The sequence below is a fragment of the Actinomadura chokoriensis genome (genome assembly GCF_039529475.1).
GTDB lineage: Bacteria > Actinomycetota > Actinomycetes > Streptosporangiales > Streptosporangiaceae > Spirillospora > Spirillospora bangladeshensis.
On record NZ_BAAAMW010000017.1, the window covers coordinates 91,669 to 111,754 of the forward strand.

17 protein-coding genes and 1 pseudogene are annotated in these 20,086 nt (G+C 72.2%); 10 read left to right on the forward strand and 8 right to left on the reverse strand.

Translation table 11 applies throughout. The annotated features are described in order from the left end of the window. Positions 1–346: 346 nt before the first annotated feature. Positions 347–1,495: pseudogene (rho, locus tag ABFX46_RS30105) on the forward strand (transcription termination factor Rho); the annotation flags it as partial. A 22-nt stretch (positions 1,496–1,517) separates the two neighbouring features. Here rho and ABFX46_RS30110 read toward each other — a convergent pair. Both ABFX46_RS30110 and ABFX46_RS30115 read right to left on the reverse strand, forming a co-directional pair. Further along, positions 1,518–3,185, reverse strand: coding sequence for a serine/threonine-protein kinase (locus ABFX46_RS30110; protein WP_346047305.1), 1,668 nt, complete (start codon positions 3,183–3,185; stop codon positions 1,518–1,520). Between the two features lie 130 nt (positions 3,186–3,315). Next, a complete protein-coding gene (locus tag ABFX46_RS30115) occupies positions 3,316–4,890 on the reverse strand; it encodes an acyl-CoA synthetase (protein WP_346047306.1) in 1,575 nt (524 codons plus the stop codon). 252 nt (positions 4,891–5,142) lie between these two features. Between ABFX46_RS30115 and sigE the strand changes: the two genes are divergently transcribed. From sigE to ABFX46_RS30130, 3 genes are all read left to right on the forward strand, one after another. Next, positions 5,143–5,670 (forward strand): RNA polymerase sigma factor SigE, encoded by a 528-nt coding sequence (sigE, locus tag ABFX46_RS30120; RefSeq protein WP_131943368.1) that lies wholly within the window; start codon positions 5,143–5,145, stop codon positions 5,668–5,670. Between the two features lie 64 nt (positions 5,671–5,734). Next, the gene (locus ABFX46_RS30125) at positions 5,735–6,538 is read left to right on the forward strand and encodes an alpha/beta fold hydrolase (protein WP_346047307.1); all 804 of its coding nucleotides are present in this window, start codon (positions 5,735–5,737) and stop codon (positions 6,536–6,538) included. A gap of 22 nt (positions 6,539–6,560) precedes the next feature. After that, positions 6,561–7,658: a phytanoyl-CoA dioxygenase family protein gene (locus tag ABFX46_RS30130; RefSeq protein WP_346047308.1), complete on the forward strand. Its 1,098-nt coding sequence runs from the start codon at positions 6,561–6,563 to the stop codon at positions 7,656–7,658. 40 nt (positions 7,659–7,698) lie between these two features. Here ABFX46_RS30130 and ABFX46_RS30135 read toward each other — a convergent pair whose 3' ends face one another. Next, on the reverse strand, positions 7,699–8,169 hold the full coding sequence (locus ABFX46_RS30135) for a DUF4149 domain-containing protein (protein ID WP_346047309.1): 471 nt from the start codon (positions 8,167–8,169) through the stop codon (positions 7,699–7,701). Between the two features lie 261 nt (positions 8,170–8,430). On the opposite strand from ABFX46_RS30135, the gene ABFX46_RS30140 reads away from it, so the two are divergent. Next, positions 8,431–9,228 (forward strand): SAM-dependent methyltransferase, encoded by a 798-nt coding sequence (locus ABFX46_RS30140; RefSeq protein ID WP_346047310.1) that lies wholly within the window; start codon positions 8,431–8,433, stop codon positions 9,226–9,228. 82 nt (positions 9,229–9,310) lie between these two features. Here the strand turns inward: ABFX46_RS30140 and ABFX46_RS30145 are convergent, their stop codons facing one another. Next, a complete protein-coding gene (locus ABFX46_RS30145; protein ID WP_346047311.1) occupies positions 9,311–10,039 on the reverse strand; it encodes a hypothetical protein in 729 nt (242 codons plus the stop codon). Positions 10,040–10,091: 52 nt separating this feature from the next. Further along, the gene (locus tag ABFX46_RS30150; RefSeq protein ID WP_346047312.1) at positions 10,092–10,907 is read right to left on the reverse strand and encodes a L,D-transpeptidase; all 816 of its coding nucleotides are present in this window, start codon (positions 10,905–10,907) and stop codon (positions 10,092–10,094) included. Between the two features lie 239 nt (positions 10,908–11,146). Here ABFX46_RS30150 and ABFX46_RS30155 point away from each other — a divergent pair, with 239 nt between their 5' ends. Continuing rightward, positions 11,147–11,695, forward strand: coding sequence for a YceI family protein (locus tag ABFX46_RS30155; RefSeq protein WP_346047313.1), 549 nt, complete (start codon positions 11,147–11,149; stop codon positions 11,693–11,695). A gap of 66 nt (positions 11,696–11,761) precedes the next feature. On the opposite strand, the gene ABFX46_RS30160 is transcribed toward ABFX46_RS30155, so the two are convergent. Beyond that, complete coding sequence (locus ABFX46_RS30160) at positions 11,762–13,156, reverse strand: sensor histidine kinase (protein ID WP_346047314.1); 1,395 nt, start codon at positions 13,154–13,156, stop codon at positions 11,762–11,764. A gap of 133 nt (positions 13,157–13,289) precedes the next feature. Between ABFX46_RS30160 and ABFX46_RS30165 the strand changes: the two genes are divergently transcribed. The 4 genes from ABFX46_RS30165 to ABFX46_RS30180 all read left to right on the forward strand — a co-directional run bounded on the left by ABFX46_RS30165 (position 13,290) and on the right by ABFX46_RS30180 (position 18,673). Beyond that, positions 13,290–14,771: a glutamate-cysteine ligase family protein gene (locus ABFX46_RS30165; protein ID WP_346047315.1), complete on the forward strand. Its 1,482-nt coding sequence runs from the start codon at positions 13,290–13,292 to the stop codon at positions 14,769–14,771. A 241-nt stretch (positions 14,772–15,012) separates the two neighbouring features. Beyond that, positions 15,013–15,702: a response regulator transcription factor gene (locus tag ABFX46_RS30170; RefSeq protein WP_346047316.1), complete on the forward strand. Its 690-nt coding sequence runs from the start codon at positions 15,013–15,015 to the stop codon at positions 15,700–15,702. Continuing rightward, positions 15,699–16,748 carry a HAMP domain-containing sensor histidine kinase gene (locus tag ABFX46_RS30175; protein WP_346047317.1) on the forward strand — a complete coding sequence of 350 codons (1,050 nt, stop codon included), beginning with the start codon at positions 15,699–15,701 and terminating at the stop codon, positions 16,746–16,748. Before ABFX46_RS30170 ends, ABFX46_RS30175 begins: the two co-directional genes overlap by 4 nt. A gap of 551 nt (positions 16,749–17,299) precedes the next feature. After that, a complete protein-coding gene (locus ABFX46_RS30180; protein ID WP_346047318.1) occupies positions 17,300–18,673 on the forward strand; it encodes a DUF4153 domain-containing protein in 1,374 nt (457 codons plus the stop codon). Here the strand turns inward: ABFX46_RS30180 and ABFX46_RS30185 are convergent. Further along, positions 18,654–19,202, reverse strand: coding sequence for an NUDIX domain-containing protein (locus ABFX46_RS30185; RefSeq protein ID WP_346047319.1), 549 nt, complete (start codon positions 19,200–19,202; stop codon positions 18,654–18,656). The genes ABFX46_RS30180 and ABFX46_RS30185 overlap by 20 nt on opposite strands. A 5-nt stretch (positions 19,203–19,207) precedes the next feature. Beyond that, positions 19,208–19,957, reverse strand: a complete 750-nt coding sequence (locus ABFX46_RS30190) for a GntR family transcriptional regulator (RefSeq protein ID WP_346047320.1) — start codon at positions 19,955–19,957, stop codon at positions 19,208–19,210. Positions 19,958–20,086 lie beyond the last annotated feature (129 nt).

Sequence of the window (20,086 nt, forward strand, 5' to 3'; positions counted from 1 at the left end):
CTCCGGATCCCGCGAATCGCATCGAAGGCGTTTCTTCCCCGCCCGGGCCATCTGAGCGCCCGGTGATCCTCCCGGTTCGGTACGCGCACCTCGGTGTTCCGGACCGCCGCACAAGGGAGCCGACGTCAGCCCGGTGAACCGAGCTGCATTTCTCGCATTCCTCTCGCGTACGCGCCGCGGGTTCCGCCGCCGTACCCGGGAATCGACTCCAGGCCGCGCGGGCCTTTCCGCGCGAGCCTGAGAAGGGACCCACATGTCCACTCCCACCCTCACCACCGAACGCCCCGCCGGCGCCGCGACCGGGCGCAAGGCGCAGGCGCAGGCGCACACCGTGCCCCCGCAGAACGGCCGCAAGGGCGGCCAGCAGTCGCGGCGCCCCGTCGAGGACGCGCCCGTCGTCCCGTTCCACGGCCTCCTCGCCGTCCAGGACAAGCACGCCTTCGTCCGCACTTCCGGCTACCTCGCCGGCCCGGACGACGTGCACGTCTCCCTCGCCCAGGTCAAGGCGCACCACCTGCGTCCCGGCGACGTCGTCGTGGGCACCGCGAAGGCACCGAAGTCGAGCCGGGAGAAGTTCGCCTCGCTCGCCCGCGTCGAGACCGTGAACGGCCTCCCGGCGGCGGAGGCGGCGAACCGCCCCGAGTTCGCCAAGCTGACCCCGCTGTTCCCGGACGAGCGGCTCCGCCTCGACACCGGCCCCCTCGCCACCCGCGTGATCGACCTGGTCGCACCGATCGGCAAGGGCCAGCGCGGGCTCATCGTGTCGCCGCCGAAGGTCGGCAAGACGATGGTCCTGCAGGCCGTCGCGAACGCGATCGCGCAGAACAACCCCGAAGTGCACCTCATGGTCGTGCTCATCGACGAGCGCCCGGAGGAGGTCACCGACCTGCAGCGGTCCGTGCGCGGCGAGGTGATCCACTCGACGTTCGACCGGCCCGCGCAGGACCACACCGCGCTCGCCGAGCTCACCGTCGAGCGGGCCAAGCGGCTCGTCGAGCAGGGCCACGACGTGGTCATGCTGCTCGACTCGATCACCCGGCTCGGCCGCGCCTACAACCTGGCGGCGCCGTCCAGCAGCCGCATCCTCGCCGGCGGTGTCGCGACCACCGCGATCTACCCGCCGAAGAAGTTCTTCGGCGCCGCCCGCAACATCGAGAACGGCGGCTCGCTCACGATCCTCGCCACCGCCCTCGTGGAGACCGGCTCCCGCATGGACGACGTCTTCTTCGAGGAGTACAAGGGCACCGGCAACATGGAGCTGAAGCTCGACCGCGGCCTCGCCGACCGGCGCGTCTTCCCCGCCGTCGACATCGAGGCGTCCGGCACCCGCCGCGACGAGCTGCTCATGTCCCCCGAGGAGCTCGCCCTCTCCTGGCGCCTGCGCCGCGCCCTCCAGGGCCTGGAGAAGCAGCAGGCCGTCGAGCAGCTCCTGGAGAAGATGAAGGGCACCTCCTCCAACGCCGAATTCCTCCTCCGCCTCCAGCAGACCACCTGACGCACCCCCGCCCCGCGCTGAGTCAGCCGGTCTTCTCGGGGCGGAAGGATTTGAGGATCTTGTCGTAGAGGCGCTGGCCGGGCGTCCAGGCGGGGTCCGGCGCGTAGAAGCAGAACTCGTATCCGGCCGCGCGGCTGCACAGCACGTGCCTGACGCCGTCCTCCCCGTCGGTGTGCCGGCCGTCCCGCCAGGTGAACTCCCATTCGGCGGCGCCCGCGATCACCTCGGGGACGGGTTCGAGCCGCAGCCGGTGGTAGCCGGGGAAGCGGTGCGCCTTCACCGCGCGGTGCTCTTCGGCGCGCAGTCCGGCGAGCGCGTCACCGGGCGCCGGGGCGATGCGCAGCCCCCGCGCGGATCCCGCGTCCTTCCAGGTCATGACGCCGCCGCTCCGCTCGGCCTGCCAGCCCACCGGCACCCGCACCGAGTAGGCGCCCGTCTCGTGGTACTTCGCCGTCTTGACCGTCACGCCCGCCGCCGGGCGCAGCGCGACCGCCTCGCTCTTGCCGATCGACGTCCAGCGGGCCGCCCAGGTGCCCGCGCCCGCCGCCAGCACGGCGAGCGCCGCGACGCTGACGACGGCGCCCGGCCGCAGCCGCCGCCCTTTGAAGGGCCGCCCGAGCGGACGCCGGGGGCCCGCCACCATGGCCTGCTTCGTCCAGGGGACGCGGTACCGCCGTCCCGCCCGCAGGCGCGGGGAGCCGCGAGGCGTCCCGTCCGATTCGCCCTGCCCCGACCGGCCCCCGGATCCGCTGTGCCTGGACTGCAGGGTCCACGGGACGCGCGGGCCGCGCATGACCCGGCGCGCGGCGGGGACGCGCGGCTCCTTCGGGAGCGTCGCGCGCGTGATGCCCGGTTCCGGGAGGGAGCCGACGACGTCCCGCAGCAGGTCGGCGGTGGCCTCGGCGGTCAGCCGGTCCTCGGGCCGCTGCCGCAGCAGCCCCTCGATGACGGCGGTCAGGGGTCCCGCGCGCACCGGGCGCGCGTAGTCGCCGAGCAGCACCGCCATCATCGACGCGAGCGCGTGGCAGCGCAGGAACGGGGAGAAGCCCTCGACCGCCGTGTAGAGCGTCGCCCCGAGCGCCCACAGGTCGGACGCCTCCACGCTCGGCTGCCCGTCGACCCGCTCCGGCGGAAGGTAGGCGGGGGAGCCCTCGATGCCGGCGGGCATCGTGTCGGCCAGTTCCCGGCCGTTGTGCATGTGCACGGCGAGCCCGAAGTCGCTGAGGAGAACGCGCCCGTCCTCGCAGATCAGGACGTTGCTCGGCTTGACGTCGCGGTGCAGGATGCCCGCCGCGTGGGACGCGCGCAGCACCGACAGGACGGCCGCGCCGATCTCCGCGGTCCGCCGCACGCCGAGCGGCCCGTCCTCGGTGACCAGGCGGTTCAGCGAGGACGACTCCACGAACTCCATGACGATCCAGGGGCGGCCGTCCTCGATGATCAGGTCGTGGACGGCCACCACGCCGGGATGCCGCAGCGCGGCGGTGGCGCGCGCCTCCGCCAGCAGCCGCCGGCACATCACCCTGCGCTCGCTCTGGGTGATGCGCGGCGGCAGATGGACCTCCTTGACCGCGACGTCCCGGTCGAGCATCTCGTCGTACGCCCGCCAGACGGTGCCCATGCCGCCCCTGCCGACCACAGAGAGCAGGCGATACCGTCGCGCGAGCGGTATCAACCGATCCCCATTCATGCTGGGGATAATCGCCGGAACGCGCCCAAGACACGCCCCTTCGGCATCAATTGATTTTTGACCGCTCGGCAGCCGGAAATGCGCGTACAGCCGTGGTATAACCGCGCGCCGCGCATTTAGGCGAGCACGCTTAGGCGAGCACGCCGCGCGCCCACTTGTAGTCGGACTTGCCGACGGCCGTGCGCTGCACCTCGTCCACGACCGTGATCTGCCGGGGCAGTTTGTAGCCGGCGAGGCGGCCCCGGCAGTGCTCGGTGAGCTGCTCCAGCGTGACGGCGGCGCCGGGGCGGGGCGCGACGACGGCGGCGACGCGCTGCCCGAACCGCTCGTCCGGAAGGCCGACCACGACGGCGTCATAGACGTCCGGGTGGTCCTTGAGCGCGACCTCGACCTCCTCCGGGTAGACCTTCTCCCCGCCCGTGTTGATGACGAGGGAACCGCGTCCGAGGAGGGTGATGGTGCCGTCCTCCTCCAGGCTCGCGAAGTCGCCGGGAACGGACCAGCGGGTCCCGTCGGCGTCGGTGAAGAACGTCGACGCGGTCTTCTCCGGGTCGTTGTAGTAGCCGAGCGGGATGTGGCCGCTGCGCGCGAGCTTGCCGATCTCGCCGGGCTTCACCACGGTCAGGTCGTCGTCCAGGACGGTGATGCCCGGCTTCATCATGAACCGGGCGGTGCCCTCCTTGGCGTCGACGGACGGGCCGCAGGCGCCGGTCTCCGAGGCGCCGTAGTTGTCGAGGAACATGATGTTCGGCAGGTGCTCCCGGAGGGCCTGCTTGGCGCCCTCGGTGAGCGGCGCGCCGCCGGAGGCGATCGCGATCAGCGGGGACGTGTCGTACCCGCCGCCCGCCAGCGCCTTGGCGACCGGGCGCGCCATGACGTCGCCGACGACCATCAGCACGTTCGCCTTCTCCTCGGCGAGCAGCCTGAGCGCCTTGTCGGCGTCGAACGCGTGGTCGGTGTAAAGGACGACCTTGGCGCCGCTGAACAGGCCCATGAACGCCACCCACTGGCCGGCTCCGTGCATGACGGGCGCGCAGTCGAGGACGGCCATGCCGGGCTGGTCGGCGTTGGCGGCCAGCTCCTCGGGGCTGCCGATCGGGTCGCCGAGGACGTTCCCGCCGCCGAGCGCGCCGAAGAAGATGTCCTCGCAGCGCCATTCGACGCCCTTGGGATAGCCGGTCGTGCCGCCCGTGTACATGATGTAGCGGTCGTCGCTGGAACGCGGCGGGAAGTCGTCGCCCGGGTCGGCTGCGGCGAGGGCCTGCTCGTATTCGACCGCGCCGGGGATCTCCCGCTCCGCGCCGTCCTCCAGGACGACGATGTGCCGCAGCTTCGGCAGGTCGCCGCGGATCTCCTGCACCTTCGCCAAGAGCGAACGCTCGCCGATCAGCGCGACGGAGTCGGAGTCGTCGAGGACGTGCCGCAGCTCGGCGGCGACGTAGCGGAAGTTCACCGGGATCGGCACGGCGCGGATCTTGAAGGCGCCGAGCATCGCCTCGATCCACTCGGCCCGGTTGTAGGCGAGGATCGCGACGTGCTCGCCCGGCCGCACCCCGGCCGCCGCCAGATGGTGGCCGACCCGGCTCGCGCGCTCGCTGAGCTGCCGGTACGTCCGCCGCTCGGCCCCGGCGACCAGGGCCGGACGGTCCGGTCCGGCGGCGGCCAGGATCTCGATCAGGTCGGCCAGGTTGTAGCTACGCGCCATGCCACGTCCTCGCAGGTGTCGGGGTGGGGACCGGTTCCGATCCTGCTCGTGGACGGCGGCCGAACTCAATGCCTATTGGCGTCCGGTCCAATGAGATGAGTCACACATCACGTGCCCGCGCCGCACTGAGTCGTATCCCACAGCGCCTCATCCGGCCACGGGCGAGGTCCTTACACGGCTCTTATCTGGGTACCGGCATGCTTGGCCGTAACGATTCAGTATCAGACGGGGGTAGTGGTGAGCGCAGGCGCGATGGCGTGGACCCCGCCGACGTGGGAGGAGATCGTCAGCGAGCACTCCACGAGGGTGTTCCGGCTGGCGTACCGGCTGACCGGCAACCGGCACGACGCCGAGGACCTGACGCAGGACGTCTTCATCCGGGTCTTCCGCTCGCTGTCGTCCTACAGCCCCGGCACGTTCGAGGGCTGGCTGCACCGGATCACGACGAACCTGTTCCTCGACCGCGCCCGGCGCAAGCAGCGCATCCGGTTCGACTCCCTCGCCGACGACGCCGCCGAGCGCCTGCAGGGCCGCGAGCCGACGCCCGCGCAGGCCTACGACGACCGCCACCTGGACGCCGACATCCAGAAGGCGCTGGACGGGCTCGCCCCCGAGTACCGCGCCGCCGTCGTCCTGTGCGACATCGAGGGCCTCTCCTACGAGGAGATCGCCGCGTCGCTGGGCGTGAAGCTCGGTACGGTCCGCTCCCGCATCCACCGGGGCCGCGCCCAGCTCCGCGACGCCCTGGAGCACCGCCGCCCCGCCGAATGCACGCAGTGAGCCCGTACTTCCGTGACCAGCGTCACTAGTGACTGCTGAGTAACTTCCGGCCTACCCTTCGGCCGTGGACATCGTCTTCGATCGCCGCGGCGAGGGCCCGCCCCTCGTCCTGCTGCACGGCATCGGGCACCGCCGCCAGGGCTGGGCCCCCGTGATGGACCTGCTCGCCGCGGAACGCGACGTCATCGCCGTCGACCTGCCCGGCTTCGGCGACTCCCCGGCGCTCCCGCCCGGCACCCCGTACACGCTCGACACGGTCATCTCGATCCTGGCCGACTCGTTCGCCGACCTCGGCCTGGACAGGCCGCACATCGCGGGCAACTCGCTCGGCGGCCTGTTCGCCCTCGAAGCCGCCGACCGCGGCCTCGCGAGCTCCGCGACCGGCCTGTCCCCCGCCGGCTTCTTCAACGCGGCCGAACTGCGGTACGCCGCGTCCGTGCTGCGGGCGTCCCGGCTCGGGGCCCGCGTGCCGGACCCCCTCCTCGCCCGCCTCGCCCGCTCCCCGCGCCGCCGTGCCGCGATGTTCGGCATGATCTACGGCCGTCCCGACCTGATGGACCTGGAGGTCCTCGCCGGCGACGCCCGCGCGATGCGGGACGCCCCCGGCTTCGAACCGACCCTGCGCGCCGGCCGCGACACCCGCTTCCTCGGCTCCTGCGCGGACGTCCCCGTCACGATCGCGTGGGGCACCAAGGACCGGCTGCTGCTGCGCAGCCAGGCCATCCGCGCCCAGCGCCGCCTGCCGAACGCCCGCTTCGTCTGGCTGGAGGGCTGCGGCCACGTCCCCATGGCGGACGACCCGGCCCTCGTCGCGAAGGTGCTCCTGGCCGGCAGCGCCCACCCCTTGAAGACCCGGACCGCCGCCTGACCCACCACCTCCAGCGTGCGGCATGGCCGAAGACGCTGCGGTAGTGCGTCTCGTAGAGGCGGGTGGATCGGGTTTCTCGCTCGTCCACCGCCGCCTCCTTTCTCCTCGGGGCCGTAACGACGAGAAGTCACAGAAGGCGGCGCCGGAATGCATGAAGGGACCGAAACTTTTCGTCCATGCCGAGTTATTGGCGCGGGCGAACGGCCGGGTTAGCATCCGATCCATGGGCGCCGGCTATCAAATTCTCAGTGAAGACCAGGCAGAACACTTCCTCGACCGGGGATACGTCGTGATCGGCGACTGCTTCACCCCGGAGGCCGCCGAAGAGTACACGAGGACCATCTGGACGCGTCTCGGCTACGACCCCGGCGACCGGTCGACCTGGGCGGAACCCGGAACCCACCTGCCCGCCCATCGCGAGATGGACATCAGGGAGTTCGCCCCCAAGGCATGGGGCGCCGTATGCGACCTGGTCGGCGGCGAAGACCGCATCAAGCAGCCCTACAACTGGGGCGACGGCTTCGTGGTCAACCTCTCGCAGGGTTCAGAGGAGCCGTGGTCGCCGCCGTCCGCGCGATCCCCCGGCTGGCACAAGGACGGCGACTTCTTCCGCCACTTCCTGGACTCCCCCGAGCAGGGCCTGCTCACCCTCGTCCTGTGGTCGGACGTCCAGCACCAGGGCGGCGCGACGTTCGTCGCGGCCGACTCGATCGCCCCTGTGGCCCGCTTCCTCGCCGACCATCCGGAGGGCGTCCTGCCCACCGACTTCCCTTACGCGAATCTGGTCGGCCAATGCGCGGATTTCGTCGAGGCCACCGGACGCATAGGCGATGTGTACCTCCTGCACCCCTACATCCTTCACGCCAAAGCGCAGAATCTGCTTCGCCGACCGCGATTCATCACCAATCCACCGGTCACCCTGGCCGAGCCGATGAATTTCAACCGCCCGAACCCCGCCGACTTCTCCCTGGTGGAGCGAACAATCCTGCGCGCCTTGGACGTCGACCATTACGACTTCACGCCGACTGCTCCGCGAGAAGAAGTCGTCCCCGAACGCGTCCTGCGCCAGGCCCGCATGAAGACCGAAGAAGAAGCCCGCCTGGCCGCCCGATCCAACTGACTGAGCGAATCCCGCTGAGGGCCTGGTGTGAGCCTGGCGGTCAGGCTGCCATGACGGTTCCGAGAACGAGGACGGCCAGGCTGAGGAGGCCGATCGAGGCGCGCAACACGCCGGCGCCGCGCGCTCCGCGGCGGACGCGGTCGGCCAAGGACCCGTCGTCCGGATGGGCCAGGGCGTCACGGCGGAGGCGGGTCATGCGGCGCGCCTGCAGGACGCCGAAGGCGAGGGCCGCGACCAAGGCGGCGGTCAGCACGGCCGTCGCGGTGAGCGTGCCGTCCCAGGGACGGTCGGCGACCAGGGCCGCACCGGTGCCGATGGCCAGGACCAGCGCGGCGGTCCCGACGATCCCGTACAACCGGCCGAGGGCCCGGAAGAACGCGACGCGGTCGGCGGGGCCGAGCGTCCGGAAGGTGACGCGGGCGACGACGCCGATCGCGACGAACCCGCCGAACCAGACCGACGTGGCGATGAGAAGAACGCAGGCGAGCGCGACCTCGACCCCATGAGACATGCTGCACCCACTCGGCTCCGGCGGCGGGACGGCCCGTCCGCGTCCGCTGCTCCATTCGCCTCTTTTTTACAAGATGACTTGTGTAAATACAAGGCGGTGTGATGTGCGCTGCCGCACTTGGGCAGCCCTGCCGGGAGCATGGGTTTTTCCATGGCCCCCATAAGTACTGCCGGTCCCGCCACCGGGGCTCGGCTGCGGGGAGGCGTCGCCGGACCCGGCCAAACGGTGGCGCCCCGGATGGCGGGCTTCTAGCCTCCGGGCATGACGGAGAAGATCATCCCGCCCGGTGTCGATCCCGGTGTGGCGTCTCCCGCGCGCATCTACGACTACTACCTGGGCGGCAAGGACAACTTCGCGGCGGACCGGGAGGCCGCGGAGGCGCTCATCGCCGCGTTCCCCTCGGGGCCGGTCGCGGCGCGGCAGAACCGGAGCTTCCTGATCCGGGCCGTCCGCCGGCTCGCCGAAGAGGGCGTCCGGCAGTTCCTCGACGTCGGGTCCGGCCTGCCCACGCAGGAGAACGTCCACGAGGTCGCGCGACTGGTTCAGCGGGATGCGCGCGTGCTCTACACCGACCTGGACCCGGTCGCCGTCGTGCACGCTCGCGCGCTTCTGGCCGGGGAGGCCGGAGTGCATGCCGAGGAGGGCGATCTCCGGGATCCCGAGGCCCTTCTGGCGACGGCTCGTGAACACCTCGACCTCGGCGAGCCCATCGCCGTGCTGCTGGCCGCCGTCACGCATTTCGTCTCGGACGCCGATGGCCCGCACGGGCTGGTGTCCGCCCTCATGGACGCGACGGTGAGCGGGTCCCATCTGCTGCTGTCCCAGGCCACCGCCGACATGACGTCCGACGACACGGTCAGCAAGGTCGAGGACGAATGGTCGAAGACGAGCGCGTCCCTTCACGCACGCACGCGGGACGAGGTCATGCGCTTCTTCGACGGGCTCGTCCTGCTCGATCCCGGAGTCGTTCCGGTGACGCAGTGGTGTCCGGACGAGGGCGTGGCCTACCCTTCCCCGGCTCAGGCGCCCCTTTACGCGGGAGTCGCGCGGAAGGCGTGACGCGCGGTAGGAGACCGCGCCGGGCGGCGGGGCCCGCGTCCCCGGAGTACGCGGGCCCCGCCGCCGGGGGTCGGCGGCCGGGTCAGCCGGCGACCGGGAGGTCGCCGGTCACCGGGGTCGGGGCCGGGGCCTCGCTCGGCGGGGTGTCCGGCTTGGACGGCGCGCCCGGCTTCGACGGCTGTCCGGGCTCGCCCGGCTTCCCGGGCTGCCCCGGCTCGCCGCCGTTGCCGCCGGTCCTGCCGCAGGTCACGGACGCGATGCTGAGCGTCTGCGTCTTGCCGGCGAGCTTCGCCACCACCTCGATGGCGGTGATGGTGAGGTTGCCGTCCTTGTCCTTGACGTGCTTGTTCAGGGTGACCGTGGCGGTCCCGAGGCCCTTCAGGTCGGCGTTGACCGCCGTGTTGGGGGTGGCACCGAGCTTCAGCGTCCGGCCGTTCAGCGTGGCCTTCGTCAGGTGCGCGACGCCGTTGCCGTTCTCGCACTTGGCGGTGACGGCGTGCGCGGAGAGGCCGAGCTTCGCCACCTTCAGGTCGGCGACGGACGCCCGGCCGTGGCCGGACCAGGCGGCGGCGTTCAGCAGCCGCGCCTCGGCGAGGGGGTTCGCGGGCAGCTCGGCGACGCTCTTGCGGACGGGCTGCTGCGACGACGACGCCACCGACGGGGTCGCCGGGATCGCGACCGGGCCGGACGCGGCGATCGCGAAGGCCGAGCCGGTGCCGCCGCTCGTCGCGGACGCGGCGGGCGCCAGCGCGAACGGCAGGGCGAGGGCACCCGCGGCCGCCGCGCACTTGGTGAGGGTCGACAAACGCACTGTTTCTCCTTGGGTTCGTGGTCGGGAGGAGACCGTGATCGGAACGGGGCCGTCAGTCCGTGATCAGGACGGACGACCCGAGCGGGACCTTGGCGAGCCGCTTCAGCGCGTCCGCCGGGACGCGCACGCAGCCGTGGGTGACGGCCTTGCCGAAGACGGACGTCGACGGCCAGCCGTGGAACGCGACCGTGCCCGGACCGCCGCCGAACGTGTCGAGCGTCGCGGAGTGCGCGCCGACCGGCAGGATCAGCGGGCTGTAGGTCGGGTTCGCGGGGGCGAGGGAGGCGAGCACGAACGTCCGTCCGGTGGGGGTCGGCGTCTTCGGCGCGCCGACGGCCACGGTCCAGGTGCCGACCTTGCGGCCCGCCTTGTAGAGCGCGAGCCTGCGGTCGCCGAGGTCGACCTTGACGACCTGGCTGCTGCGGGCGGTCTGGAGACCGGTCTCCGGGATCCAGCCGGTGACCCCGTTGGGGCGGCTCGGGAGCAGCACGCGGCGCCAGCCGGGCCGGGACTCCACCACGGGCACCCACGTGGGGCCCTTGAGCTGGGTGCTCGGCAGTTCGGCGACCGCGGGCGCGCCCGGCGTCGCGGAGACCGGGGTCGCGGCGGAGGGGTGCACCACCGTCCCGTTGCCCGCGGTGGGGGCGGAGGTGTCCCGCGGCAGGTCGTTCAGCGTCGTGTAGGTGGTCGCCTGCGGCAGTTCGGTCGCGCCGCCGACCGGGGACGCGCCGGCGGAGGCGGGCCGCCCGCCTCCCCCGCATCCGGTCACGAGCAGGGCCGCGGCCAGGAGGGCCGGGGCCGTGCCGCCCGCCTTCCGCAGGACGGCGTGCGGCCTCGGCAGGACGGCACGCGGTGGTGCATCGCTCACGAAGACTCCCAATGATCCCGCCGGAGGGACTCCGGCTCGCCTCTGTGCCCGCTGATTACGCACGGGACGGCCCGGAGGTTGCACGCCGTGTGGACCGAGTCGCAGGCTGTTGACCGCACCCCGCGGTGGACCACCGGCGCCGGCGGTGGAACAATCCGGGATTGACAAGTGTTTGAACCCTCAACTAACCTCTCGACGAGGTCGTTGAAGTTTCAAGCACCTACCACACGGGAGTCACCATGAGCATCGCCGCCATCGCCCCCGAGCTGACCGCCGGGACCTGGAACATCGACCCCGGGCACTCCGAGGTCACCTTCGTGATCCGCCACCTGATGACCAAGGTGCGCGGCACGTTCACCGATTTCACCGGGTCCGTGCAGATCGCCGAGGAGCTGGCGGAGTCCACCGCGACGGCCGAGATCAAGGTCGCCTCGATCGACACCCGCAACCCCGACCGGGACGCGCACGTGCGCACCTCCGACGTCCTGGACGTCGAGAAGTTCCCGACCATGACCTTCGCGACCAAGGGCGTGCGCGCCGAGGACGGCGAGTACCTCCTGGACGGCGAGCTGACGATCAAGGACGTGACCCGTCCGATCACGCTCACGGTCGAGTTCAACGGCATCGGCGAGGACCCCTGGGGCGGCACGCGCGCCGGCTTCTCCGCCGCGGCCACCATCAACCGCAAGGACTGGGGCGTCGAGTTCAACATCCCGCTGAAGGGCGAGAAGGCCCTGCTCAGCGACAAGGTCGAGATCCAGCTGGAGATCCAGGCCGTCCGCGCCTGAGCCGGCTGAGCGGCCGAGCGGCTGAACATCCCGCGCCCGCGCTCGCGGGGCCGCGTAAATTCTTGGTCAAGAGGGGCCGTCCGGTTTCGGGCGGCCCTTCTCCCGTCCGGGCGGCGGGACGAGCGGCAGCCGCAGCACGAAGCGCGCCCCGGACGCATGGTCCTCGACCCGCAGCGTCCCGTTGTGCGCCCGCGCGATCTCGCGGGCGATCGCGAGGCCGAGGCCGGTGCCGCCCGCGTCCCGGCTGCGGGCCGTGTCGAGGCGGGTGAAGCGCTCGAAGACGCGCTCCCGGTCGGCGGGCGCGATGCCGACGCCGTCGTCGGTGACGCTGAGCAGCGCCATGCCGTCCTCCCGCGCCACCTCCACCTCGATGGACGCGTCGGCGTAGCGCTCGGCGTTGTCCAGCAGGTTCCCGAGCAGCCGGACGAGCTGCATGCGCACCCCGCGGACGACCACCCCGCTCGGCAGCCCCGTGACGATCTCCAGCGGCGCCGTCCGGCGGCCGATCTCGGCGTCGGCCAGCGCGGACAGGTCGATCGGCTCCTGGATCGCCGTCCCGCCGGTGCCGATGCGGGCGAGCAGCAGCAGGTCGGTGACGATCGACTCCAGCCGGTCGGTGTCGCGCAGCGCCGACCGGACGACCTCCGGCAGGTCGTTGTCCTCGGGGTGCATCGCGGCGTCCTCGAGGTTCGCGCGCAGCCCGGCGAGGGGGCTGCGCAGCTCGTGGGAGGCGTCCGAGGCGAACTGCCGCTGCCGCCCGACCGCGCGTTCCAGCCGGTCCAGCGTCGCGTTGGCGGTGCGGGCGAGCTGCGCGATCTCGTCCTCGCCGGGCGGCTGCGGCACCCGCCGGCTGAGGTCGGTGGCGCTGATCTCGGCGAGCTGCGCGCGGATCGCCTCGACCGGGCCGAGGGTGCGGCCGACGACCCGCCAGGTGATCCACGCGGCGGCCCCGGCGAGCAGCAGCACGCAGGCCGCGAGCACGCCCTCCAGCAGCCCGTTCACCAGGTAGGACGGCAGCCGCCCGGACGCGTACACGACGACCGAGCCGGGCGCCGTGCTGACCCGGACCGCCTCGATCACGTAGCAGTCGCGTCCCGGCCAGGCGCCGTGGCACTCGACGTAGTCGCGGACGCGCAGGTTGCTCGACGGCCAGAGTCTGCTCACCGGCGGACGGCCCGCAACCGCGGGTGTGGCGTTGCGCACCCGGCCGCCCGGCTCGACCACCTGGACGCGGAGGCGGCCGCCGGTGAGGTCGGGGATCGGGCTGTCCCGCAGCGACCCGTCGCGGACGCTGCCGCTCACCCGCCGGGCGTCCACCTGGGTCTGCCGGAGCAGATCGGCCTTGACCGCGCCGCGCACGGCGACGTCGACGCCGACCGCCGTGATCCCGAACACCAGGGCGGCGATCACGGCGGCCACGAGCGTGTCCCTGGCCCGGATGGACCGGGGGCGCATGCGCATGGTTCCTCCCGGTGCCACACGTTATCGACCGCTCACAACTGGGGAGGCCCGAAAAGCGAGTGCCGGGTTTTCACCTTCACTCACCGGGACATCCCGTTTTATGACGGTTCCTCCGAAGCACAGGGACGGACACATGGGCAGGGACGTGGCTTCGGTCACCATCAGCGGCGAGGACCGGCGGCGGTATCGCGAGAAGGTACGCAGGTGCCTCGACGTGCTGGCCCGCATGCTGGGCGAATCCCAGTTCGACTTCGAGCGACCCCATATCGGCCTGGAGATCGAACTGAACCTGATCGACGCGATCGGCGATCCGCTGATGCGCAACGCGGACGTCCTCAAGGCGATCGCCGACCCGGCCTGGGCAACGGAGCTCGGCCAGTTCAACCTGGAGATCAACATCCCGCCCCGCGAACTCGGCGGGGAGGGCACCGGCGAGCTGGAGGCCGAGGTCCGCGACCACCTCCAGCACGCCGACCACCGCGCCAACGAGGTCGGCGGCGGGCTCGTCATGATCGGCATCCTGCCGACCCTGCGGCGCTCGGACATCGGAGAGGAGACCCTCTCCTCCAACGCCCGCTACAAGATGCTGAACGACCAGATCTTCGCGGCGCGCGGCGAGGAGATGCGCATCGACATCCCCGGGCACGAGCCGCTCCACATGCACGCCGACACGATCATCCCCGAGGCCGCCTGCACCAGCGTCCAGTTCCACCTCCAGGTCAGCCCCGACCAGTTCGGCGCCTACTGGAACGCCGCCCAGGCCATCGCCGGCGCCCAGGTCGCGATGGGCGCGAACTCGCCGTTCCTGTTCGGGCACCGGCTCTGGCACGAGACCCGGATCACCCTGTTCGAGCAGGCCACCGACACCCGCCCCGACGAGCTGAAGACGCAGGGCGTCCGGCCCCGCGTCTGGTTCGGCGAACGCTGGATCACCTCCGTCTTCGACCTGTTCGAGGAGAACACCCGCTACTTCCCGTCCCTGCTGCCGCTCTGCGACGACGAGGAGCCCCGCGACGTCCTGGACGAGGGCGGCATCCCCGAACTCGGCGAACTCACCCTCCACAACGGGACGATCTACCGCTGGAACCGTCCCATCTACGCGGTCGTCAAAGGCCGCCCCCACCTGCGCGTCGAGAACCGCGTGCTGCCCGCCGGGCCGACCGTCGCCGACGTCGTCGCCAACGGCGCCTTCTACTACGGCGTCGTCCGGATGCTCGCCGAGGACGACCGCCCCGTCTGGACCCGCATGTCCTTCGCCACCGCCGAGGAGAACCTCCACCGCGCCGCCCGCGACGGCCTCGACGCCACCCAGTACTGGCCCGGCATGGGCGAGGTCCCCGCCGCCGAACTCGTCCTCCGCAAACTGCTGCCGCTCGCCCACGAGGGCCTCGACCGCTGGGGCGTCGACCCCGCCCGCCGCGACCGGCTCCTCGGCATCATCGAGCGCCGCTGCGTCACCGGCCGGACCGGCGCCGCCTGGCAGATCGCCACCGTCGACGCCATCGAGGAGTCCTACGGCACCCCGCGCCATGACGCCCTGAGGATGATGGTCCGCTCGTACGCGGAGCACATGCGCGCCAACGAACCCGTCCACCTCTGGCCCATCGGGCCGTAACCCCCAGGGGGCCACCCCTGGAACCCCCGATACGCCGCAGGCGATCCTCACGCCGCCGTTGCGGTCTGTCGTGCCCGTGCGGGCGTGCGCGGCGTCGCTGTGGTCACCTGCGTCGCCGGGCATGCCCGTGTGGTGCCGGTTCGGGCATGTGCTCCGCTGATGCCACGAGCCGGTGTGATCTTCACGAGTCCTGCACATTTCCAGCTCGTTGTGCGCATAGCGGGCTCTTAGAGTCTGGGGCGTGACTGGGAACGAGACTCGGGTCTTGGTGGTCGAGGACGAGCCGACGATCGCGCGGGCCGTGGCGGACCGGCTGGCGGCCGAGGGGTTCGCCGTCGAGGTGGCCGGGGACGGGCCGTCGGCCGTCGAGCGCGCGCACGCCTTCGAGCCGCACCTCATCGTCCTGGACGTGATGCTGCCCGGGTTCGACGGGCTGGAGGTGTGCCGGCGCGTCCAGGCGGAGCGTCCCGTGCCCGTGCTGATGCTGACGGCGCGGGACGACGAGACCGACCTGCTCGTGGGGCTCGGCGTCGGCGCCGACGACTACGTGACCAAGCCGTTCAGCATGCGCGAACTCGTCGCCCGCATCCGCGCGGTGCTGCGGCGGGTCGAGCGTCCCGCGATGGACGCGGCGGGCGGCGGGGCGGTCCGGGTCGGGGAGCTGGAGGTCGACGAGCGGGCCCGGCGGGTCCGGCGGGACGGACGCGAGGTCCACCTGACCCCGACCGAGTTCGACCTGCTGACCTGCCTGCTGCGGAACCGGGGGGCGGTGCTCACCCGCGCCGTCCTGCTGGAGCAGGTGTGGGACTGGGCGGACGCCTCCGGAACCCGTGTCGTCGACAGCCACGTGAAGGCGTTGCGCCGGAAACTCGGGCAGGGGCTGATCCGGACGGTGCACGGGGTGGGCTACAGCCTGGAGGTCGTGTCATGACCGCAGTCGTCCACAGGCTGTGGGCAAGGCTGCCCCGGCCGCTCGACCCGCTCCGGTCGATCAAGGTGAAGTTCGGCGTGGTGGTCGTCGTGACCGCGTGCGTCGCCGTCCTGATCGTGCTGTGGGGCTACCCGATGGGGTTCCGCGCGCGGCAGACGATGCCGGTCGGCGTGCTGATCTCGGTGGTCGTGATACAGCTGCTCGCGCACGGGATGACGGCGCCGCTGCGGGAGATGACGGCGGCGGCGCGGGCGATGGCGCGCGGCGACTACAGCCGCCGGGTGCGCGCCACGTCGCGGGACGAGGTCGGCGAGCTGGCGCAGGCGTTCAACCGGATGGCCGCCGACCTCGCCGAGGTCGAGCGGCAGCGCCGCGAGTTCGTCGCCAACGTGTCGCACGAGCTGCGCACGCCGATCAGCGCGCTGCGGGCCGTCCTGGAGAACGTCGCGGACGGGGTCACGCCCGCGACGCCGGACGTCCTCGAAACGGCGCTCGACCAGACCGAGCGGCTCGGACGGCTCGTCACGCAGCTCCTCGACCTGTCGCGGGTCGAGGCGGGGGCCGCGGTGCTGAACCCGTCCGACATCGACGTCGCCGCGTTCGTGGACGACGTCACGGCCGAGGCCCGCGCCAGCCACCCGGAGGCCCTGTTCGAAACGGACGTCACGCCCGGCCTGCACGCCGTGGCCGACCGCGACCGGCTGCACCAGGTCGTCGCGAACCTGCTCGACAACGCGGCCCGGCACGGCCCGGACGGCCGTCCGGTCACCGTCACCGCGCGTCCCGTGAACCAGCCCGGCGGCCTGGTCATCGAAGTGACCGATGAGGGACCCGGCATTCCCCCCGAAGAGCGCGCCCGCGTCTTCGAGCGCTTCTCCCGCGGCTCGGTGTCCGGCCCGGGGACACCCGGCGGCGGCACCGGCCTCGGCCTCGCCATCGCAAGCTGGGCCACCGACCTGCACGGCGGCGACATCACCGTCCTGGACACCCCGATCGGCTGCCGCATCCGGGTCATGATCCCCCCGAACATCGGAGACCCCACATGACGCCCCCACCCGCCGAACCGCCGTCCGAACCGACCGCAAAGCCGGTCGAGAAGCCGGATGGAGCCTCCGCCGCGTCAACTGGCGAGAGCGCCGGAACGCCGGATGGCGCAGGCGCCGCTCCAGCCGGCCAGAGCCCCGGGACGCCGGGAGCGGCCGCGGCACCGGCCGGCGAGAGCACCACAGGGAAGGGCGAGGCGGCCACCGCGTCAGCCGGTGCGAGTGGCGGGCAGCCGCTCGCAGCAGCGGCAGCACCGTCCGGGGCCGGTGGTGTGCCGGTCGGTGGAGGTGGGTTCGTGCCGCCCGAGGGGTCGCCTCTCGCCGGTGCGGGTTATGCGGGGGCTCGTCTGGAGCCTGTGCGGGGGGTGGTGCCGTATGGGGCTCGCGCCGGGTATGTGCCGCCGCCTCAGTTCGTCTACCAGCCCACAAAGTTCGAGAGGGCGCTCAAGGCTTGGCGGCGGCCTGCCCGGCCCATGTCGCCGGCGCTCGTCGCCGGTGTTCTGATCGCGGGGGTCATCGGGGCCGTTGCGGTCGGGCCTCAGCTTCGGGAGGGGTTGCTCGGGGTCGGGGTCGTCATCGCGGCCGCGGCCGTCGCTTACGTGGCGGCGGCGTCCGCCTGGTCGGCGGGGCGGCTCGTGCGGAAGGGGCGGGTCAATCGGACTGCGGTCGTGTTCGGGCTGCTCGCTGTGGGGCTGTCGGGCATCGCGGCGTTCCGGGAGGCCGAGTGGGTCGTTGTTCCGGCGCTGCTGCTCGCCTTCGCGGTCGGGTCGTACGCGGTGTCCGGGGGACGGTCTTGGCCGGAGGTCCTGTTCGGTGGGCTCGCGGTCGTGCCGGCGGCGGGGGCCATGCTGCCGTGGGCGGGACGCGGTGCGTACGGGGCGGTGACGTCCGAGAAGAGCAACTGGTGGCCCGCCATCCGGACGGCCCTGATCGCGGGCGGGCTGCTCGCGGTGTTCGGGGCGCTGTTCGTCGGGGCGGACGCGGCGTTCGGCAGCATCGCCTCCGGGCTCGTCCCCGAGGTGTCGCCGGTGTCGGTGATCGTGTACGGGTTCACGGGCGCCGCGACGCTGGTGCTGGCGTCCGCAGGGGCGTACCTCGGGCAGTCGCCGCCGCCGCTCCGCATGCTGGCCCCCGAGCCCGGCAAGCCCGCCGGGCGCTGGTCGTGGGCGGTGCCGATCGCGGCGCTCGACCTGCTGTTCCTGGTGTTCTGCGCGATCCAGGCCGGGGTGTTCCTCGCCGACGACAAGGACGAGCTGCTGCGCTCGACCGGGCTCACCTATGCCGAGTACGCGCGGCAGGGGTTCTTCCAGCTCGTCGTCGTGACCGTGCTCGTACTCGTGGTCGTCGCCATCGCCAAGCGGTACGCGCCGTCCGGGAACGGGGGCGATCGCGCGACCGTCCGCGTCCTGCTGGGGCTGCTGTGCGCGCTGACGCTCGTCGTCGTCGCGGTCGCGCTGCGGCGCCTCTACCTGTACGAGCAGACGTTCGGCTGGACGAGGCTGCGGCTGTGGGTGCACGCGTTCGAGCTGTGGCTCGGCTTCGTCGTGGTCCTCGTCGCCGCCGCCGGGGTGGTCAAGGGGCGCGTCGCGTGGCTGCCGCGGGCGGTCGCGGCGAGCGGCGCGGTCGCGATGCTGCTCCTGGCGCTGCTCAACCCGGACGGGTTCATCGCCGAGCACAACGTCGCCCGCTACAAGGACACCGGCAAGATCGACGTCCCGTACCTGCGGGACCTGTCCGCCGACGCCGTGCCCGCCCTGGACCGGCTCCCCGAGCCGGCGCGGACGTGCGCGCTGCGCCAGATCGCCTTCGAGACGACCGAGAACGAGCCGGCGATGAGCGCCAACCTCGCCCGGGCCCGGGCCCGGGAGATCCTCGAACGGCGGCCCATCGACCGGTCGGCGGACTGCTTCAGCCCGTCTCGTCCATGATGAGCAGGGCGTAGGCGGCGATGGTCGAGTCGTCGGTGATGCGGCCCTCCCGGATCAGCGCCTTGAACTCGGCGCGGGAGAACCACTTCTGCCGCATGTCCTGCTCCTCGGGCTCCCGGTCGGTCTCCCCGGCCTCCAGGTCGGACGCGACGAAGATGTTGAAGCCCTGCCCGCTCGTCCCGTGCGAGCAGTTCAGGCGGCCGAGGTGCGTCAGCGTCCCGGCGCGCAGGCCCGTCTCCTGGGCGAGTTCGAGGCGGGCCAGCTCCTCGGGGTCGGCGTCCCGGCGGCCGGGGAGCGAGCCCTGCGGGAAGCTCCACGTGCGCCTGCCGATCGGGTACCGGTACTCCTCGACGAGGTGGAACCCGTCGCCCTCCAGCGGGATGACCAGCACGAAGTCGGGTTTGTCGATGACGCCGTAGATGCCGCGCGAGCCGTCCAGCCGCTCGACCTCGTCCTCGCGGACGACCATCCACGGGTTCTCGTAGACGATCCGCGTGCCGACCTGGCGGACGGCGGGCTCCTCGGTCATGTCGCTCACGCTCCCGACCCGTAGCGGTAGACGAGTTCGTGCCGGTCGCCGACGACCACCCGGTGGGTGACCTCGATGACGCGGTCCTCCTGGTCGTAGGCGCGGCGCCACAGGGTGAGGACGGGCTGCTCCGGGCCGATCCGCAGCGTCTCCTGCTCGTCCGCGCGCGGAAGCCGGCACGTCACCGACTCCTCGAACGTGATCCGGCGGCCCGTTTCCTCCAGCCGCGAGTAGAGGCCGCCGGGGCCGGTGTTGACCTCCCGCAGCACGGGGATCTCGGCGACGATCTCCGGGATGATCCACGTCGTCGCCGTCTGGACGGGCGGCTCCCCCTCCACGCCCTGGACGCGCGCCCGCTCCAGGACCCGCGTCCCGACGGGGACGTCCAGGCGGGGCGCGAGCCGCTCATCGGCCTCGACCTCGGTCACGGTGGTGCGGGTGAACGGGCGTCGCCCGCCCTTCTGCGCCGACACGTGGAAACCGCGCCACTCGCCGACCTGCCGGGTGATGTCGGCCGCCGCGCGCCGCACCTTCGGCGCCGTCCGGACCTGCGCGCCCGCGCCGTGCCGCAGCTGGACGAGGTCGGCCTCGGCCAGCATCCGCAGGGCCCGCCGGACGGTGGAGCGGTCGGCGCCGTACTCGCTCGCCAGCCGCCGCTCGGACGGCAGCCACGCGCCCGGATCCAGCTCGCCCTCGACGATGCGGGCGGCGAGCGCGTTGGAGATCACCTGTGCCTTCGTGGGGGGTCGCGGCATACCAGATCCTGCTCCGGGTCATTGCACTGATCTCACACCGTACAGATCCCACCCGGTCCGGCGTCCTCTTGGGGTTCTGCCGAACGCGTTGTGGGCGATGCTTGGTAGTCCTATGGTAGACCTACCATA

Bases quoted from the DNA above. Each gene is read 5' to 3' on its own strand.
- ABFX46_RS30110 (WP_346047305.1), bottom strand. From the start codon at position 3,185: ATGAATGGGGATCGGTTGATACCGCTCGCGCGACGGTATCGCCTGCTC.
- ABFX46_RS30115 (WP_346047306.1), bottom strand. From the start codon at position 4,890: ATGGCGCGTAGCTACAACCTGGCCGACCTGATCGAGATCCTGGCCGCC.
- sigE (WP_131943368.1), top strand. From the start codon at position 5,143: ATGGCGTGGACCCCGCCGACGTGGGAGGAGATCGTCAGCGAGCACTCC.
- ABFX46_RS30130 (WP_346047308.1), top strand. From the start codon at position 6,561: ATGGCCGAAGACGCTGCGGTAGTGCGTCTCGTAGAGGCGGGTGGATCG.
- ABFX46_RS30135 (WP_346047309.1), bottom strand. From the start codon at position 8,169: ATGTCTCATGGGGTCGAGGTCGCGCTCGCCTGCGTTCTTCTCATCGCC.
- ABFX46_RS30140 (WP_346047310.1), top strand. From the start codon at position 8,431: ATGACGGAGAAGATCATCCCGCCCGGTGTCGATCCCGGTGTGGCGTCT.
- ABFX46_RS30155 (WP_346047313.1), top strand. From the start codon at position 11,147: ATGAGCATCGCCGCCATCGCCCCCGAGCTGACCGCCGGGACCTGGAAC.
- ABFX46_RS30160 (WP_346047314.1), bottom strand. From the start codon at position 13,156: ATGCGCATGCGCCCCCGGTCCATCCGGGCCAGGGACACGCTCGTGGCC.
- ABFX46_RS30165 (WP_346047315.1), top strand. From the start codon at position 13,290: ATGGGCAGGGACGTGGCTTCGGTCACCATCAGCGGCGAGGACCGGCGG.
- ABFX46_RS30175 (WP_346047317.1), top strand. From the start codon at position 15,699: ATGACCGCAGTCGTCCACAGGCTGTGGGCAAGGCTGCCCCGGCCGCTC.
- ABFX46_RS30185 (WP_346047319.1), bottom strand. From the start codon at position 19,202: ATGACCGAGGAGCCCGCCGTCCGCCAGGTCGGCACGCGGATCGTCTAC.
- ABFX46_RS30190 (WP_346047320.1), bottom strand. From the start codon at position 19,957: ATGCCGCGACCCCCCACGAAGGCACAGGTGATCTCCAACGCGCTCGCC.